We start from the raw sequence: 16,351 nt of genomic DNA, 5'->3' as shown, positions 1-16,351 counted from the left end.
AAATGAAGTACTTTAAATCCACTCTCATTCTTCTCCTGTTCGGGTGTTCTTTCAGTTCCTGTAAAAAGATAACGGATCTACAAAAAGACCCTGCGGCTGTATATAATCCTGCTCCAAAACTTTTGTTTACGGGAATACTCATGCGTTCTTATGATGCGCCATGGAGTGAAGATCATCGACATAATCAGTATATGACACAAAATGAAGCCTATTATGCGGGGCAGCCTTATGGATGGACTACAGGCTCTTTTGAAACGCCCTATGGTATATTGCGTGATGTGTACCGTATGGAAATCGAAGCTGCGAAAACTCCTGAATTGAGTGCTGCTTATATGACCATGGCCAAATTTTTCAAGGCTTATTTCTTTGCTCGAACGACTGAAATGTTTGGTGATATTCCATTGACAGAGGCTCTGCAAGGTGAATCAGCTGGCAATTTTGCCCCTAAATACAATACCCAGTTGGAGGTATACCAGCAAGTGCTTAGCTGGCTTGAGGAGGCAAATAATGAACTGGCAAATCTCAAAGAAAAAGGCAATATATTAGATGGCGATTTCTTTTACAATGGCAAGCCTGAGCAGTGGCAGAAGCTGGTCAACTCGTTTAAGCTACGTGTTTTAATTAGCCTCAGCAAACGTGCCGATGATAGTCCCGCATTGCGGGTGAAGGAACGCTTTGCTGAAGTTTTGGCAAATCCTACCAAATACCCGCTGATTCTTGAAAATCGGGATAATTTTCAACTCCTTTACAATAATATTAACACCTATCCGCTATGGCCAACAGACGGTGTGATTATAAAAAAGGATGTGCGAAACACGTTGGGAGCAACCTATCTGAATATTTTAAAGACTTTACAGGATCCAAGATTGTTGATTCAGGCACTGCCGGCTTCGGCGATGCCTTCTGATCCTACGCGCCCCTTCGACGTATACAATGGCGGGAAAACAGGCGACCTACAGAGTACCTTGCTAAAACAAGCTGCGGATGGACAGCTGTCTATGATCAATTTCGATTATTGGCTCGCTTCGCCGTCTGGGGTTCCATCTATTCAACTTGGTGCCTCCGAAGTCCAATTTGCCCTTGCAGAAGGTATCAATCGCGGTTGGGCTAGCGGAGATGCTGCGGTAAGATTTCAGTCGGGGATAAGTCAGTCGATGCTGTTTTACGGAGTTTCTCAAGACAAGATCAATTTATTCTTACAGGCAAATCCTTACAAAGGGAACAATGCGGAAGGGTTAAAGCAGATCTTAACACAAAAGTATGTGGCATTTTTTGAAAACTCAGGAAAACAGGCATTTTTTGAGCAGCGCCGGACAGGAGTGCCAGTTTTTGATATAGGACCTTCGAATGCCAATAATAACCAGATACCGAAACGGTGGGCATATCCGAAGACCGAATACAGTACCAACGAAACTTACTTGAAAGAAGCTTTGCAACGTCAGTTTAATGGATCAGATACCCAAAATGACATTATTTGGCTTATTAAATAAAATACAAAGTAAGCGTAATTAGTCATGGAAAGACCTCTCGGATTTGTGTCCGAGAGGTCTTTTTACGTAGACAATTGTTTCTATAAATCGTTTATTGCTTCTCTTTGATGGTCAACATACGTATCAGGAGATCTTGTATGGAGAGACTATCCAGTTCTTTTCCAATAAATACCAGTGTATTCATTTTTCTTTCATCCTGTTTCCAATGGTTACCGTAGTCGATATCGACACGTGAACCGACGGTCTGTATAATGATTTTTTTGTCTTCATCTTTTTTATAACCAATTCCCTTCATTCGGTAAATTTTGTTTGGATACTTGCCGACGAGTTTGCTCAAACCGAGAAATAGGTTTACGAAATTAAATTCTTCAGCAAAAGTATAGGCGCGCGTTGCAATATCGCTCAGATGTTGTTTTGCCAGACTTGATTTGCCAAGTATCAGTGAACTGCTTAGATTAACGTTCTTCAGAAAAGAAAAGGCCTCTATTTTTTTTGTGTACTTTATTTCCTCAATTATTTCGAAAGGAAACCCCTCCGTTACTGTTGACTGGAGAGTTTGCGCTAATGGGTTTACATGTGCTAAGTAGTCGCTTAAATAGCTCAAATATGCTGAATGTACCGCTTCGGTTTTGTTAATGACAATGACGTCGGCAGCCGTGATTTGCCGTAACACTTCATCCCTTTCCTTGATCTGATCTTCAATAAGTGCAGCATCAACCAAGCAAATAATCTTTTTTAATGGGAAGTAGTTCTTAAACACTGGATGCCTTGTAAAAGGTTCTGTTAAAGCATCGGGTATGGCAAGACCTGTACATTCAATAACGAGTTCATCAAAGCTGTCCTGTTTTTGATAGAGCGATTCGAGTGCGGTGTAAAGTTCATCGTTCATCGTACAACAGATGCACCCCTCTTGGAGCGCTACCAATTGTCCATAGTTTTCATTGAGCAAGGAACTATCTATATTTAGTTGTCCTATCTCATTTTCAATGATAGCAAAGCGTTTTTTCGGATAGGATTTCATTAGCGCATTTAGAAAAGTCGTCTTTCCTGCACCTAAAAAGCCAGTTAAAATGGTTACTGGGCGAGCATGGGCTGTATTCATTTGCGATGATTATACATTTAATCTGCTTTTGGTATCTCCCCAACGAAAGTCGGGGAAAGGCAGACCTTATTTCAATAAATTGAAAAATTCGTTGCGTTTACTTTCTGATAAGAATATACCGCTGTATTCCAGTGTTGTTGTACTGCTGCTGGTGTCTTTGACACCCCTTGCGGAAACACACAGATGATCTGCATCAATCACAACAATGATATCATCTGTTGATAAGGTAGATCTGAGTTCATTGTAAATCTGTAAAGTAAGGCGTTCCTGCACCTGTGGCCGATGCGCATAATAGTCTACAATACGGTTTATTTTTGACAGCCCTATTACGCGGTCTTTGGGGATATAGCCTATATGTGCCCGTCCCACAATTGGTAAAAAATGGTGTTCACAGGCTGAATTTACCCGTATGTCTTTTTCTATCAAGAGCTTATTGTAGCCATAGCGATTTTCGAAGGTGGACAGCTTGGGCTTGTTAACCGGGTTAAGGCCATGGAACAATTCGTTGATATACATTTTTGCTACACGATGGGGCGTTCCGCTCAGACTGTCATCTTGTAGGTCGAGGCCAAGTTCATACATGATGTCCTTAAAAAGTTGAGATATCTTGCTGATTTTTTCTTCGTCTGTTCGATCAAATGCATCGGGTCGCAGGGGAGTATCCATTGAAGTCATCATGTGTTGGTCTCCTAAATCTTCCGGATTGGATGCTGCATCTTTTTTTAATAATGTGTTCATAAATTAATTTTTATCAAATCGTGCTGATTATACCTCTTGTCTATTGTCAAATGGAGTTGCCATTTCATAGTGCTATTCGTATTATAAATATAATTAAAAATCATCAAATGCAATATAGTTGCTTTTACTGTTTTTTAACTATATTTGATAGGTAAATCTTTAATGCGTTATGTTTAAGCAATTTATTCTAGTTTTTTTGTTTGTTGTTGCAGGAAGTAAAACTAATCCAGTTTTTTCTCAAGGGGTAACGGAATCACAACATTTGGTCGATCATAAGCCTATGATGAATGAGGTTTGGAAAACTTTTGACACCATGCTCTATAAAGTGAACAAGGTTAATGGCAAGACGGTTTACACCCCTTATTTTCCGAGTAAGCTTGCGAAACTGGATGGAACAAGGGTAGAGTTGCAAGGCTATATGGTACCGTTAAGGGCCGGCCTTCGCCATAATAGGTTCCTTTTGTCGGTCTTGCCAGTGCAGCAATGTATGTTTTGTGGCCAAAATGGTATTCCACCGATGGTGGAGGTTACGCTGAGCGACAACAATAAAGTGTGGTTAAAAGAGAATCCTGTTATTGTAAAAGGCTATGTCAAATTAAATGAGAAAGATCGGAGCAGGGTTGAAATCTTTATAAGAGATGCAGCTCTTTTAAAACAGTAGGGATTATCAAAAGCTAACGATTCCGCCAGGTCCACCAAAGAATGATTCCATAGATAAGCACAGCGACCGCAAGCAGTAAAAATAGTTCGAAACTTGTCTCCGGAAAATTCGTCGATTGTGAAAGAAAGGCGGATATTAATAAAATGCCGAGTATGCCTGAGGTTATACTCACAATGAGTTTTTGAGCTTTGTTTAACGCGGGTTTTGTTTGTTGTGCTACTTTCTTCTCGAGGATCTCATGTACAGGTTCGGTTTCCTTCAATAGTGCAATATCGAGATCAAGCTGCACTGCCATTAAATTGAGGGTATAAGCCCTTGGTAGAACCTCAGCTTTTTCGATGCGCTGTACAGATCGAAGATTCAGTTTGACAAGATCAGCAAGTTGCTGTTGGGAATATCCTTTACTGATACGGGCATTTTTGATCAAAAGCGCTATTTTCTCTTTGCTGGATTTATTGGTCATTTTATGACATTTTGCGGCGTATTCAAATGTCGTGAAATTAAATGATTTAAGGCTATAGCTTTGTGTAAAAAAAATCATGATCGCTATTGCTCTTGAATTGGTCGTCTCCCAGTTTTTGCTGGGTTATTTTTGCAAGCGGAACCTTCAGGTTCTGGGGTTTTCCTCAAAGGTCGGATCTTTCCTGTTTTGTCTGTTTGGTCCCATAATATACGTTACTGCTCTCTATTTGAGTATTGCTTATTTAGTCGGAAATCCGTATCAACTAAATCCGAATTATACGGTATCTGATTTTTTTGGCAGTCTTTATTACGTATCAAAAGCGGTAGTATTTGAGGAATTGATCTTTAGGGGAGCCGTATTATATATTCTTATGAGACGCTGTGGTCAGGGGAAAGCTGCATTGATCACAGCGCTGGCTTTTGGCATTTATCACTGGTTTTCGTACGGTATCGTGGGGCAGGTTTTTAAGATGCTGGAAGTCCTTGTATCGACTGGTATAGTGGGGTATTTATTCGCGCAGATTTATATTAAAACCAGTAAAATAGTGTATCCGATCGTTTTGCATTTTGGTTATAATTTTGCAACGATGATTCTATTTTCGAAAGAAAAAAATATCGGTCTGCAGCTCCTGATAAAAACGTATGCAGTAGATCCTGTCAAACCCGAGGGGATTTTGCCTTTGCTCGTTCTCGTTACTTATTATATCGGTTTTCCGCTGTTGTGCTGCATTTTTCTTAAACACCTAAAAGCTGCCGATAATTTGTCCTGACTGTCGGCTCGCATCCTATGGTTTGCTGATCAAGCTCTCTATTTGGATGTGAGTATTTCGCTATTCGTTCTTTGCTGATGGAACATAGCTCTTACGCTTGTTTAAACCGTCAGATTGTCGGCATAGAACGAGCTGACTCAAGTCTATTTACGTATAATTTCCACACTATCTTTCGGAAAATGATTTTGTAGCCATTGTTGTAGCTTTTCCCGTTGTGTTTGAGGTAGCGGAGTTTTGGTAGAATAAATAAATGCGACAAGGTTGGCTAAGCTATCTTTTTTGCTGTAATGTTGTTGTATACCAATGCTATAGGAGCTTAGCTCGGGAAACAATACCAAGATATCCCGATCGAGCTGTGGATTGGCCAATTGGTATTTGGTAAGTTCATTATTGAGCGCTCTTATGGTAAGGTCTTTTTCACTTACAGCAGCGGTACGCTTATCGATTTCGCTAAGAATACTCGATTTTAGGTCTAAACTGTCCTGATGAATAACCAGCGAGGTATTGGTAATCCCAAATGTTTCCATGCTGTGTTGTAGAGACTCAACTTCTTTTTTGCTGAATTTTTTTGATAAGAAAGCCAGTTCTAATTTCTTTGGATTACCATTCATCTCCAGTTTTTCATAAATAACCGTATAACCTTTATTGCTCAATTCCTGTTGAACGAACTGATTTACTTTGTTTGTGTATTTTTTTTCTTGCAGTAGATTGTATGCAAAATATACGCTCGGCAATACAAGTATAATTGTGATGATGGTAATACTTTGTGTAATTCTTTTTTCCCGTTGCTGATCGACATAATGTGTTTTGGGGTACCGTAAATATTTGACAATCACAAAAGTCGAAATGCAGATAAAAACACAGTTTATTATATACAGGAATAATGCGCCGGCGAAAAAGCTGAAATTGCCTATTGCGAGCCCATAGCCCGCGGTACAGAGTGGAGGCATCAGGGCTGTTGCAATTGCTACTCCAGGAATTGGATTGCCCTTATCCACTCTTGTAATGGCTATGACACCGACCAGACCACCGAAGATTGCAATCATGACATCGTAAATATTGGGTGATGTGCGTGCTAGTAACTCAGATTGTGCCTCTTTGAAGGGGCTTAAAAGAAAATAGATAAACGACACGACTAAGCTGATCAATGTGGCGATCAGTAGATTTTTTAGCGATTTTTTTAATAACGGAAAGTCAAAAGTCCCTAAGGCGAATCCAGCTCCTACTATTGGCCCCATTAACGGAGATATCAGCATGGCTCCTATAATGACGGCAGTAGAATTTACGTTCAATCCAACAGACGCCACTACAATCGCGCAGGCTAGAATCCAGGCATTAGCTCCGCGAAAAGAAATATTACTGACAACATTTTCCAGAACAGCTTCCTTTTTTTCTTCACCTTGGTGTAGATCAAAAAATCGTAATATTTTATTCATAAATTTATTGTTGTACTAAAAAATATAAATATAGGGCCTAAACTATTCTTAATGTGCTAAAACTATGCCGCCTTTGGTAATTTGTTGTGCGTAGGCGATAAAATAAAGTAGCGATGCCGGATACATCCAACTTTGATCGGATTGCTTGTGACCATAAATAGCGTTCCCTACAGGTATAAAATGGCAAGAAGATTTTGTCGACTGCTCATAAAATATTATCTTTTAGTAATTTTAGAACTAAGAAACAAGAAATAGAAATGTCATTAATAGATTTATCAAGACGTGTAGCGTTGGGAATAGATATCGGAGGGACCAATACGAAATTTGGCGTGGTCAATCATCGCGGTGAAGTACTTGAAAAGGGAAGCATAAAAACAGATGATTATGAGACAGTAGAGGATTTTATCGATGCGTTGTATGAAAAAGCATCTCCTTTAATTGAAAATTTTGGTGGTAAAGATAGCTTTGATGGAATTGGCGTCGGTGCTCCGGATGCGAATTATTATACTGGAACCATAGACCATGCGCCCAATCTTCCTTGGAAGGGTGTCATTCGATTCAGTGATTTAATGACCGCTAAGTTTAACATTCCCTGTACCATAACCAACGATGCCAATGCTGCAGCCTATGGTGAAATGCTTTTTGGTGCAGCGCGGGGAATGAAAGATTTTATTATGATTACCCTAGGGACAGGTGTCGGCAGCGGTATCGTCGCCGGTGGAAAGCTTATCTATGGTCATGACGGATTTGCTGGAGAATTAGGCCATACCATTGTTAAACCTGGAGGAAGGAAGCATTGGAGCACAGGTTCTGAAGGAAGTTTAGAAGCCTATGCGTCAGCGACAGGAATAACGATTACGGCAAAGAAAATGAGAGCTGAGTTTCCTGAGTCGATGCTAAATCAGTATCCAGAAGATGCTATAAATTCGAAGACTGTTCATGAATGTGCTTTGAAAGGGGATGCAATTGCCATCGAAGTATTTAGATATACGGGGCAGAAGCTTGGTGAAGCCTTGGCCAATTTTGTGATGTTTTCATCTCCTGAAGCAATTCTCCTATTTGGGGGGGTAATTAAAGCTGGTGATTTTATCTTAAAACCTGCGAAGCTGCATATGGAAAGAAATCTTTTTCCTTTGTTTAGGAATAAAGTGAAACTTGTCTTTAGTGAATTGGAAGAAGCTGATGCTGCTATTCTTGGCGCAAGTGCATTGGTTTGGGAAAAATAAAATATCAATTTGTTCTCAAGATACTAACACCATCTATTAGGGATACCGTTTGTATCTTGAGAACAGGTTTTTTAAGTTGTTAATTTATAAATTTGTAAGGTCTTTCTGTTAGGGGAAATCCAATACACTGCCCAGAATTGGCAAAGAAATAACCGACTATTTCATACCTAAGGAAAGCTGTTGTTATTTTTCGTGTATCTAAAGGCATAGTCTTTGCTGATGAATTCTTTTAAACTTTAAACTATTTGTATGAAAAAGACCGTTTTTCTTCTTTTGTTGCTATGCACAGCCTTATTTTCAAAAGCCGACCAACTACAGGCCCTAACACAAAAACAAGCGGAAACCGCAGTAGCATATCTTAAGAAAGAGCCCATTGTTATTTTGTGGTGTAGCTGCTGCGACAATCAAACACCAAAAAAGATTACTGTAAACGAAGTATTTTACAAGCAATATCCTGACGGGAAATATTATTCTGTTATCGTAAAAGGTAGAGATGAAAGCGGAGTGGAAGTGGAAGAATATGTAGATTTAGCGTATGTATTTGTGAAAAAAGGAAAAAAAGCCAAAAGTCTAGGCAAGGTTTTAAAATTTGAATGCGATCCTTGTACAAAACCATTTGACTGGTCGGTTTAAATCGTGTAGCTAAGAACTAATTTCTAAAAAAAACTCCCGAACTTATGAGCTCGGGAGTTTTTTGTGCGGAAGAAGGGACTCGAACCCCCACGCCTCGCGGCGCCAGATCCTAAGTCTGGTGCGGCTACCAATTACGCCACTTCCGCATTAGGATTTATTATGATGTCGCAAATATAAAAACCAAAGTGATATCTTGCAAGTCGATAAGCTAGATTCCTTCTTTTAAATATGGATCATCCTGTTTATGAATGGAATATTTTTCATTAGGATACTTGTCTCTTTGATCACATGATCTACAGACGGCCTGTTTACCCGATTTTTCGATGAAATGCTTGCTGTCCTAATCAAGTTTTGTTAAGGCCTTTGAATTTCGCAACAAAAATACATATTGAAAAAAATCAGTTGTATGAGTCTTCTCAGCGGGTATGATATTTTCGCCAAAAAGCCGTGATTTTACAGTTATTAAATTTTGAGAAGTAGCATAGGGTGAATGTGCAGCATTGAGTTTAAACAATGATATACTATTTGGTCGACTTAATTCTTTTAGATCCTGAATGCCTTTCACGAGCATAAGTGGGCCATTTGCATTTACCCAATCTACTTTTTCATCTGCAGGGGTTGGAAATTGAGGATTCTTTGGGAGATACATTTCACTAGCAATGGTATAACTAACAAAGCTAGATACCTTATATCCTTTATTTTTCAAGCGTGCAGCAAAAGGATCGTTAGTTGCATCCTTTCCTTTTTGTAAAACATGAAAGAAACCAAATAGCCCATATAGTTTTTTACCTTTAATATGGTGTTCTTTCATATAATTTTCCAAATTTAATAGCATAGCTGAATCCCTGGACACGTCAGATTTATCCGCTGTAAAGCTTTTGTCTATGCCAATAACAGTGATTTTTGCCGAATCGGCAAGGTTACGGTTATAATCATAAATTTCACCCCATTTTTGATATAGCTCTAAACTAGACTGTTGCGGAATACGTTTGCGAATGGAGCTAACCACATCTTTCAGTAGGGCGTTATCTTTTAGGGGCTTGGATAAAAAGCTGTTTAGTTTATTGGCATTTGTACTATCCATCTCAGCAATGTAATATTTAACACCGAGTTTTTTGTTCAAATAGAATAGCAGCTCTTTGTCCAACTTTTGATTGTCTGCGTAGCCATGAATTTCCCCAAGTAAAAAAATATCCGAATTATAGAAGCTATTGTCGAATAGAGAATCTACAATACGATCCTTAATCTCCGTTTTATGGAGCTTGAGATACGCTATATTTTCCGCATTGGTATTTCCTATAAATATCCGATTGGAAATGAAAAAATAGAGGAATAATAGCCCAATAATGGCCAGTATAGAAAAAAATGTGATCTTAATAAATTTAAAAAACTTTTTCATAAATGAGGTTTTGGCAAAGGTATTATTTTTCAAGGAATGAACCAATAAGTATCCATGCATATAATTAAAATATATGTATTGGTATTTTTAAGAATTGAGTCATTCTTCAATAGAATTGAGTCATTCTTCAATAGAATTGGGTCATTCTTCAATGACTATTGCCATAGGACGATTGCTAGCAAACTGCTAAGGGCTTATTTTACAGTTTTTTGTACGATAACAGAGATTTTGTAGTTACCCCGTAGCGTTTGTGTCCCTTGTTCCTTGTTCGGATAAGGGGCGATATCTTGTAATGAAATGGTATATCCGTTGGTATTGGCAGTTCTTTGATAGCCTCTATCCTGTAAATCTATTGTGGCGAGCTTTATAATCATGGGTTCGGTTGCTTTTTCTGCGATCTCAATTTCTGCTACCGCAACTCCAGACCAAATACAGTTGACGCCTTCAGGGCAACGGCTATCTTCTGAAATACCTTTAAATTTGATCTTGATCGGATATTCTCGCAATGATATACTTTGTCCCTCAGCTAAGGATACACTTTCTGTCTCTTTTCTATTTGCAATACTTTCCTTTTGAGTTGCACAACTTGCCAGTGAGCAAATTCCCAGTCCAATAATAATCGTTATATAATTCATCATCTTTGCCGAAATAAAACTAGTGTATATGTTATCCAGTTATTACTACCAAAATTAAGCCATATTTAAGAGGTCACGCTCGTATTAATCGCCGTTTATGCCACTGTTTGTTACGCTTATTAGTGCTAAAATCCTATTTGAATCATTGCTGTGGCTTTTGGGCAATTATTGCTGTGATCCATTTTCATAATGATATGATTTTTCAGGTTCGTCACAGCTCGTATAGAATAAGCTGGTCTTTGCTAGTTTTGATTTATCGAATCTTTCATCTTGCAGAAAGGACAGACCCTGCCGGATGTACTTATTTAAATACCGATCGTCTTGCTCAGGATTTCCTGCAAAAAAAGCTTCATTGTCTGATGCAAACTTGCTGATATATCTTTTGGTGACAGGATCTAAAATGTACTGTTCGAGGTCAGGGTAAAATATTGTGTAATGTGCATTGCTAAATATTTCTGTGGGGTCGATATAGTTTGACTGATCATAATCCTTCTTCATGGTCAATATTTCGTTCCAATGCTCTTGATTTGAACCGTCTTGATTTTCTCTTAAAAAACCTCTTTCTCCACCATAATTGGAGAGCCTGATGGCTAATTTATTACCTTCAGCCAAATATAGGTAAGCGCTGAAATTTTGACGTGCACGTTGGGGCTTGTTATAAGCAGCTATAAAATCATTGAATTTTCCTTCATTGGTATACTGAAAGACTTGATAAGTGCTATCATCTTCCATATACTGATTTTGTACAATAAACTTAAGCGATTGAACCGGTTTGGATTCCTGATGAACAAAAGGGGGGCTGAAACAGTTTGCTTTGTCATTGAAAACCCGATGTGTACTGTCATTATCAAATTGTACATAGGTTTTCCCGCCTTCAAAACCTGCCAAATTGAAACGAGTACTGTCTTTGAAGTTAGCATTGTGACGCCCATACAGTTGAAATAAAGGGGCCTCATCCGGATAGAAAAGCAGGTAATCTTTTTCAAAAACATAGGACCCGAAAACAGATGTAGCATAACCATATAACAGAAATTTGCCATCTTCAAAAAGACAAATTCCGCTATTACCACCATACTGTCCACTGATTGTCTTTGCCTTATCTTTTCCGCTTGGAAAATAGTGCGTGACCTGCTGTGCTTTACTATTTGTTACCATAAGGATAAGACTAATTAAGCCTAGAATTTTTTTAATGAATGACGTGCTTTTACTTTCTTTCCGCATATCTTTTGTTGTTTATCAAATTTAAACCATTGCAACGCTGGTTCAATGGTGTTATTTACAATCCGTGCAGGGATTTTACGATTCGCCGAAACCTGCAAGGGGGCAAACTAACGCATATCCTTTCGCTTGGTAAATTAGTGGTTTTATCCGTCGTATTTTCAACCTACATTAACATTTTTTTCCACCTATTAGAACAAAATATACCCCCACTTAGACCGCTGGTTCGAATATCTTTGATTCTCGTCTGATGAACACTTCGCCTACTTTGAATGTTCATGGAAATTTATGACGATTTTATTATAGCCAATAAGATAAATAGATGTCAACACTAACCCGTATAAATGCATATGTGCATCTCAAAAAACATATTCGAATGAATGTAATTGCAGATCTTGATATGAGTATTTTCTATTTTAAGAAAAGACCTTTCATCGTGATGGATTTGTCAAATGAAAAGATATATTTCAATGATAGTGGATTAGAATGGTTGCGTTCAGAAAAACAAATAGAACAGCCCGTTCAATGGACCCGAAGTAAATATCTTCCCTCAAAAAATTGGGTGGGACTAGCTGTTAATAACGAAAGAGATGATTTGATTATCCAGCTAATTGATGAATTTTATCTGGCAACATGTGATATGCTGTGGATAAATCCAATTTCCAAGGGGAATTCTTCTTGTAAATTAAGCTATTAGATAAATTTTAGTAAATCTAACTGTGTATACCAGGTTAGCCGAAAATGAAAACTACAAGCTGATTATCTGGCCTAATTAAGTTAAATTGATCCCGTTCTAGTGGGACTACTAGTGGAATTAAATAACCAAAAACAGGAATTGAGCAATGTAAAACATTAGTAACAAATGCTATCCGCATAAATGCTATGGTATAGTAGGTATTTTAACCTGTTTTATAGGTACTTTAACTTATTTTATTTTAGTTGCTTTTTTTTCTGATTTTTAATATCCATCTTTAGATCATTATAAACGTGAAATTTGAGTCCATTACACAATCTTTCTGAAGAAACATTGATTCTTTTGTTGAAAAAGAAGAATCAGCAGGCTTTTAGTTATCTTTACGATCACTATGCCAATGCGCTCTTTGGTGTGGTTTGTCGTATAGTGGCTTCAACTGAGCATGCGGAAGAAGTCATACAAGACGTATTTGTCAAAATTTGGAGACACATCGATGTTTTCGATGCTGAAAAAGGCCGTCTTTATACCTGGATGATCAACATTGCCCGTAATACAGCCCTCGATCATCGAAAATCAAAAGCGATCGTAAACGAACAGAAAAACCAACCGCTTTCAAATATCGTAAATAGGGAGGAAGAACAAGATCAAAGTCAGGACGAACTACATACGAAAGCAGATTTTATTGGATTCAGAAATATTTTAGATAAATTGAAGCCTGAATGGCGTATCTTGATTGAGATGGCCTACTATGAAGGATATACACAACAAGAAATAGCTGAACAACTTGATGTCCCGCTGGGAACGGTAAAAACTCGTACCAGAGCGGCATTTATACAGTTACAACAATTACTAAAGGAGTATCGTTAATTTTGGATATTAGAGCATACATATCGTCGGGGATTATTGAATCGTACGTTTTGGGGCTGGCTTCTGAAGAGGAAGTGAGCATCTTGAATTGTATTCGAAAAAATAATGTCGAAGTGGAACAAGCCATCATCGAAGCAGAAATTGCACTCGAAGAGTTGGCTGATAGCCAAGCGATGGAGATGCCTATGCAGTTCAAACAAGAGATATGGAATAAACTCATAGCGGAAAATCTTGTGCCAAGCGAAGATCAGGAAGTCAACGAAGTACTCGCGCCCGCTTCGACAGGCGATAGCGAAGTAATTGCTATCGGTGCCGACAAGAAAACGCTCGGTGCTCGGTCTTATACGTGGACGGTTGCAGCGAGTCTATTGTTAGCTGTTAGTATTGGTGCTAATATTTTCTTATATCAACGCAAACAGGATACAGCAAATAAGTTAAATCAGACGACGTCCTTACTTGATGCTGAACAAGAAAAAGTAGCGACATTACAGAACAAATGGGCACTCGTTCAAAACCCAGCGATCAAAACAATCCCTCTTAAGGGCGTAGAAAGTAAACCCGATTACCGTGCCTTGGTATTTTGGGATCAGGCATCAAAGGCAGTTTATCTAAGCATTGAGCACATGCCAGTTGCACCTAAAGGAAAGCAATATCAGTTGTGGGCGATGGTTGACGGTAAACCTGTTAATGCAGGTGTTTTTCCATTGGATTCAAAAGGAGACACGGCAAGTAAGATGCTCGATATTCCCCAAGCTCAGGCTTTTGCCATTACACTGGAAGATGAAGGCGGAAAAGATGCGCCAACGCTCAGTGCATTATGTGTGATGGGGAGTATATAATATATAAAAAAATGCCCTGATGGGATAAACCGATCAGGACACGCTAAAACAGGTAAACTACGTCTTTTGTTAGGATTTTATAAATAAACCTGCAATATTAAGTACAGCTTCTGCAGTTAGAGGTTCGTCGAATGACTGGGTTGCCGCATTGGTCGAAATTTTCCCCGAGGCGCCTGGCAAAGTCGTAATATCCACTCCCGCTTGTGTCACATTATTTTCGCCTGCATATACCGGATCGACAACTGCTCCTATACCACTGTCATTGCCTCCCGTAATCCAAGGTTTTTGATTGGCGGCTCCACCTCCGCGGGCACGGCGCATTTGACGGATATGGGAGGCATGTCTTGCCTCAACCGAATGGATCTGCAGCGCAGCAGTCAGTACAACGCGATTGCCAAGTAAAATTCCCGCCTGGCCTTTATAAGCTCTTACACCAGTATCTTCAAATGCTTGTGCGACAGCTAAAAATGTATCATAGTCACTAAAAACATTGCCAAAAGTGCCACCAGCAGTAAAATCAAAGGTTGGTTTTGAAACAGCTTTACTTCCCAGTACCTGTTTAAGAAAATTCACATGTGCAACTTCATGGTCACGAATGGTGGTTATCGCACCAAGTGGTTTACCTGTGGGGATAAGACCTGCTTTGGCAACACCCATTGTATAATATTCTGCTTCGAGATATTCCAATGTCAAGGCATAGTTGAGTACTCCATTTACATCTGTGGGCGCAGTGGCACCGTAGGCTTTTTTAAAGAGTTCACCTATCATAAAGGGCAGGGCAGCCAAGGTTACTTTTTTACTCATGGAAGCCAAACTTTTGATTGCTTCACGGCGAGGGCTGATACGATCGCTGAATTCAGGATCTACAGCATTTATTTGTTCAAAAACGTTTAAGAGATTCATGATAATCAGATTTTGGGTGAATTAATAGGTTGGTAGATCACTAACATCAATCTTGGACTTAATAAATGGTGCAGCGGCACTAAGCACCACGCTTGGACTCTTTGCGAGATCAAGACCATTTGAATCCACTACTTCTTGATTGGCAAAACTGCCGTTGTCGATCATATCCCTGACCCAAGCAGCATGTCGTGCTTCAACGGAAACAATCTTACCTGCCAATAGTAAATAATTGACATCTTTGATTAGCCAACCAGCACCATTGTAGGCCGAAACACCAAGGTCTTCAAATGTTTTTGCTGTTGCCAGTACTGTTTCACGGCTACTGAAATTGACGCCAGCTAGGTTAAATTCGAGACTTGAAATGGCTTTTGCACCCAAGGCCACTTTGAAAAACTCACGGTGTGCAATTTCATGATCACGGATATCGGTGAAAAAAGATTTTTCCATATCCGTCATACCGTTATAGGGATTATTGACTAACTGGATGTAGAATGCGGCTTCAAGTTGTTCAAGTGCATAGGCATAATTTAGGATAGCAATGTCGCCGCTGCCAAAATACATGCCCTTGCCGCCGTTATCCATACCATCGTCGTGGTCTTTTTTACAGCTCGACATACCGAGTATGGCTAATGTCGCTGCGCTGGCTCCTGCATATTTTAAAAAGTCTCTTCGTCTGAGATCTCTTTTGTCCATGTCACTATTGGAGTTCAATAGTGTTTCGTTGTGGGAGGTTATCTTTTCCATAACAAAAGTCTTTTAGTTTATAATTTTTTCTCTGTACTTATACCCATTTACGACTTTTTGGAAAGCTTGGATTTCACAAGTTCAATTTTTTTTAAAATATTTTTTTCGCATTGAAAAACTGATATAATCTTCTCCTTTATGGGCGCCAAAGACAGAACAATCCTAAAAGATTTCGATGATTTCTATTTTCAATCGACTCAGGTATATATTATTCGTTACATTTATTGCATGTTCGTTTCAGATGGCGTGTTATTAGGAAAGGATAACAGTTGGCTTTGGATAATTTTAAGCGCAAAAGGTAGGCGGGAGTGGAGTACTTATTGTTGGTAGACTTTTAATCTAATAGTTTGTTTTTTTATTTAAAACTATTTTAACGTAGCGGTGTTCATGTTTATATTTATCATGCTACTAGCGCTGGTTTTCGATGTTTTACCATAGAATCAGGAGTGTTAATACAAAATATATTTTAGTTGGGCGTGGGAATGATTCAAATCAATGATTAAAAAATAGTGTAAAATCATTTGTACGCTAGAG

General features: G+C 38.9%; 17 protein-coding genes and 1 tRNA gene. 8 read left to right on the top strand and 10 right to left on the bottom strand.

The features are described from left to right. The first annotated feature begins 2 nt into the window (after positions 1-2). A complete protein-coding gene (locus K2F45_RS21095) occupies positions 3-1,490 on the top strand; it encodes a SusD/RagB family nutrient-binding outer membrane lipoprotein (RefSeq protein ID WP_248932385.1) in 1,488 nt (495 codons plus the stop codon). 91 nt (positions 1,491-1,581) lie between these two features. On the opposite strand, the gene K2F45_RS21090 is transcribed toward K2F45_RS21095, so the two are convergent. Next, the gene (locus K2F45_RS21090; protein ID WP_075993784.1) at positions 1,582-2,592 is read right to left on the bottom strand and encodes a CobW family GTP-binding protein; all 1,011 of its coding nucleotides are present in this window, start codon (positions 2,590-2,592) and stop codon (positions 1,582-1,584) included. A 66-nt stretch (positions 2,593-2,658) separates the two neighbouring features. After that, positions 2,659-3,330, bottom strand: coding sequence for a GTP cyclohydrolase I FolE (folE, locus tag K2F45_RS21085; protein ID WP_075993783.1), 672 nt, complete (start codon positions 3,328-3,330; stop codon positions 2,659-2,661). A gap of 169 nt (positions 3,331-3,499) precedes the next feature. On the opposite strand from folE, the gene K2F45_RS21080 reads away from it, so the two are divergent. After that, entirely contained in the window at positions 3,500-3,991 is a 492-nt protein-coding gene (locus tag K2F45_RS21080) for a hypothetical protein (RefSeq protein ID WP_075993782.1), read from the top strand. Positions 3,992-4,004: 13 nt separating this feature from the next. Here the strand turns inward: K2F45_RS21080 and K2F45_RS21075 are convergent, their stop codons facing one another. Next, a complete protein-coding gene (locus K2F45_RS21075; protein ID WP_172840727.1) occupies positions 4,005-4,454 on the bottom strand; it encodes a helix-turn-helix domain-containing protein in 450 nt (149 codons plus the stop codon). A gap of 76 nt (positions 4,455-4,530) precedes the next feature. Here K2F45_RS21075 and K2F45_RS21070 point away from each other — a divergent pair, with 76 nt between their 5' ends. Continuing rightward, on the top strand, positions 4,531-5,223 hold the full coding sequence (locus K2F45_RS21070) for a CPBP family intramembrane glutamic endopeptidase (RefSeq protein ID WP_075993780.1): 693 nt from the start codon (positions 4,531-4,533) through the stop codon (positions 5,221-5,223). 143 nt (positions 5,224-5,366) lie between these two features. On the opposite strand, the gene K2F45_RS21065 is transcribed toward K2F45_RS21070, so the two are convergent. Then, positions 5,367-6,659 (bottom strand): TIGR00341 family protein, encoded by a 1,293-nt coding sequence (locus tag K2F45_RS21065; RefSeq protein WP_075993779.1) that lies wholly within the window; start codon positions 6,657-6,659, stop codon positions 5,367-5,369. Positions 6,660-6,916: 257 nt separating this feature from the next. Here K2F45_RS21065 and K2F45_RS21060 point away from each other — a divergent pair, with 257 nt between their 5' ends. Both K2F45_RS21060 and K2F45_RS21055 read left to right on the top strand, forming a co-directional pair. After that, complete coding sequence (locus tag K2F45_RS21060; RefSeq protein WP_075993778.1) at positions 6,917-7,885, top strand: ROK family protein; 969 nt, start codon at positions 6,917-6,919, stop codon at positions 7,883-7,885. Between the two features lie 249 nt (positions 7,886-8,134). After that, complete coding sequence (locus K2F45_RS21055) at positions 8,135-8,518, top strand: hypothetical protein (protein WP_075993777.1); 384 nt, start codon at positions 8,135-8,137, stop codon at positions 8,516-8,518. Positions 8,519-8,582: 64 nt separating this feature from the next. On the opposite strand, the gene K2F45_RS21050 is transcribed toward K2F45_RS21055, so the two are convergent. From K2F45_RS21050 to K2F45_RS21035, 4 genes are all read right to left on the bottom strand, one after another. Further along, positions 8,583-8,664 (bottom strand) — tRNA-Leu (locus K2F45_RS21050). A 194-nt stretch (positions 8,665-8,858) separates the two neighbouring features. Beyond that, the gene (locus K2F45_RS21045; protein ID WP_248932384.1) at positions 8,859-9,917 is read right to left on the bottom strand and encodes a hypothetical protein; all 1,059 of its coding nucleotides are present in this window, start codon (positions 9,915-9,917) and stop codon (positions 8,859-8,861) included. Positions 9,918-10,111: 194 nt separating this feature from the next. Further along, positions 10,112-10,555 carry a hypothetical protein gene (locus K2F45_RS21040; RefSeq protein WP_248932383.1) on the bottom strand — a complete coding sequence of 148 codons (444 nt, stop codon included), beginning with the start codon at positions 10,553-10,555 and terminating at the stop codon, positions 10,112-10,114. A 162-nt stretch (positions 10,556-10,717) separates the two neighbouring features. Then, positions 10,718-11,707: a preprotein translocase subunit SecD gene (locus K2F45_RS21035; protein WP_248932382.1), complete on the bottom strand. Its 990-nt coding sequence runs from the start codon at positions 11,705-11,707 to the stop codon at positions 10,718-10,720. A gap of 385 nt (positions 11,708-12,092) precedes the next feature. Between K2F45_RS21035 and K2F45_RS21030 the strand changes: the two genes are divergently transcribed. The 3 genes from K2F45_RS21030 to K2F45_RS21020 all read left to right on the top strand — a co-directional run bounded on the left by K2F45_RS21030 (position 12,093) and on the right by K2F45_RS21020 (position 14,170). Beyond that, the gene (locus tag K2F45_RS21030) at positions 12,093-12,467 is read left to right on the top strand and encodes a hypothetical protein (protein ID WP_248932381.1); all 375 of its coding nucleotides are present in this window, start codon (positions 12,093-12,095) and stop codon (positions 12,465-12,467) included. Between the two features lie 297 nt (positions 12,468-12,764). Continuing rightward, the gene (locus tag K2F45_RS21025) at positions 12,765-13,331 is read left to right on the top strand and encodes an RNA polymerase sigma factor (RefSeq protein ID WP_075993773.1); all 567 of its coding nucleotides are present in this window, start codon (positions 12,765-12,767) and stop codon (positions 13,329-13,331) included. A gap of 2 nt (positions 13,332-13,333) precedes the next feature. Next, on the top strand, positions 13,334-14,170 hold the full coding sequence (locus tag K2F45_RS21020) for an anti-sigma factor (RefSeq protein WP_075993772.1): 837 nt from the start codon (positions 13,334-13,336) through the stop codon (positions 14,168-14,170). A 69-nt stretch (positions 14,171-14,239) separates the two neighbouring features. On the opposite strand, the gene K2F45_RS21015 is transcribed toward K2F45_RS21020, so the two are convergent. Both K2F45_RS21015 and K2F45_RS21010 read right to left on the bottom strand, forming a co-directional pair. Continuing rightward, on the bottom strand, positions 14,240-15,073 hold the full coding sequence (locus K2F45_RS21015) for a ferritin-like domain-containing protein (RefSeq protein ID WP_075993771.1): 834 nt from the start codon (positions 15,071-15,073) through the stop codon (positions 14,240-14,242). Between the two features lie 21 nt (positions 15,074-15,094). Continuing rightward, positions 15,095-15,817, bottom strand: coding sequence for a ferritin-like domain-containing protein (locus K2F45_RS21010; protein ID WP_248932380.1), 723 nt, complete (start codon positions 15,815-15,817; stop codon positions 15,095-15,097). Between the last annotated feature and the right edge of the window lie 534 nt (positions 15,818-16,351).

The sequence above is a fragment of the Sphingobacterium siyangense genome, assembly GCF_023277505.1.
Classification (GTDB): Bacteria; Bacteroidota; Bacteroidia; order Sphingobacteriales; family Sphingobacteriaceae; genus Sphingobacterium; species Sphingobacterium siyangense.
Note: the sequence above shows the minus strand (reverse complement) of the source record. Positions and strands in the feature narration are given on the sequence as shown.

Coding starts and splice junctions, on each gene's coding strand:
- K2F45_RS21070 (WP_075993780.1), top strand. CDS start 4,531: ATGATCGCTATTGCTCTTGAATTGGTCGTCTCCCAGTTTTTGCTGGGT.
- K2F45_RS21065 (WP_075993779.1), bottom strand. CDS start 6,659: ATGAATAAAATATTACGATTTTTTGATCTACACCAAGGTGAAGAAAAA.
- K2F45_RS21015 (WP_075993771.1), bottom strand. CDS start 15,073: ATGAATCTCTTAAACGTTTTTGAACAAATAAATGCTGTAGATCCTGAA.
- K2F45_RS21055 (WP_075993777.1), top strand. CDS start 8,135: ATGAAAAAGACCGTTTTTCTTCTTTTGTTGCTATGCACAGCCTTATTT.
- K2F45_RS21090 (WP_075993784.1), bottom strand. CDS start 2,592: ATGAATACAGCCCATGCTCGCCCAGTAACCATTTTAACTGGCTTTTTA.
- folE (WP_075993783.1), bottom strand. CDS start 3,330: ATGAACACATTATTAAAAAAAGATGCAGCATCCAATCCGGAAGATTTA.
- K2F45_RS21010 (WP_248932380.1), bottom strand. CDS start 15,817: ATGGAAAAGATAACCTCCCACAACGAAACACTATTGAACTCCAATAGT.
- K2F45_RS21045 (WP_248932384.1), bottom strand. CDS start 9,917: ATGAAAAAGTTTTTTAAATTTATTAAGATCACATTTTTTTCTATACTG.
- K2F45_RS21060 (WP_075993778.1), top strand. CDS start 6,917: ATGTCATTAATAGATTTATCAAGACGTGTAGCGTTGGGAATAGATATC.
- K2F45_RS21030 (WP_248932381.1), top strand. CDS start 12,093: ATGTCAACACTAACCCGTATAAATGCATATGTGCATCTCAAAAAACAT.
- K2F45_RS21080 (WP_075993782.1), top strand. CDS start 3,500: ATGTTTAAGCAATTTATTCTAGTTTTTTTGTTTGTTGTTGCAGGAAGT.
- K2F45_RS21075 (WP_172840727.1), bottom strand. CDS start 4,454: ATGACCAATAAATCCAGCAAAGAGAAAATAGCGCTTTTGATCAAAAAT.
- K2F45_RS21040 (WP_248932383.1), bottom strand. CDS start 10,555: ATGATGAATTATATAACGATTATTATTGGACTGGGAATTTGCTCACTG.
- K2F45_RS21095 (WP_248932385.1), top strand. CDS start 3: ATGAAGTACTTTAAATCCACTCTCATTCTTCTCCTGTTCGGGTGTTCT.
- K2F45_RS21035 (WP_248932382.1), bottom strand. CDS start 11,707: ATGGTAACAAATAGTAAAGCACAGCAGGTCACGCACTATTTTCCAAGC.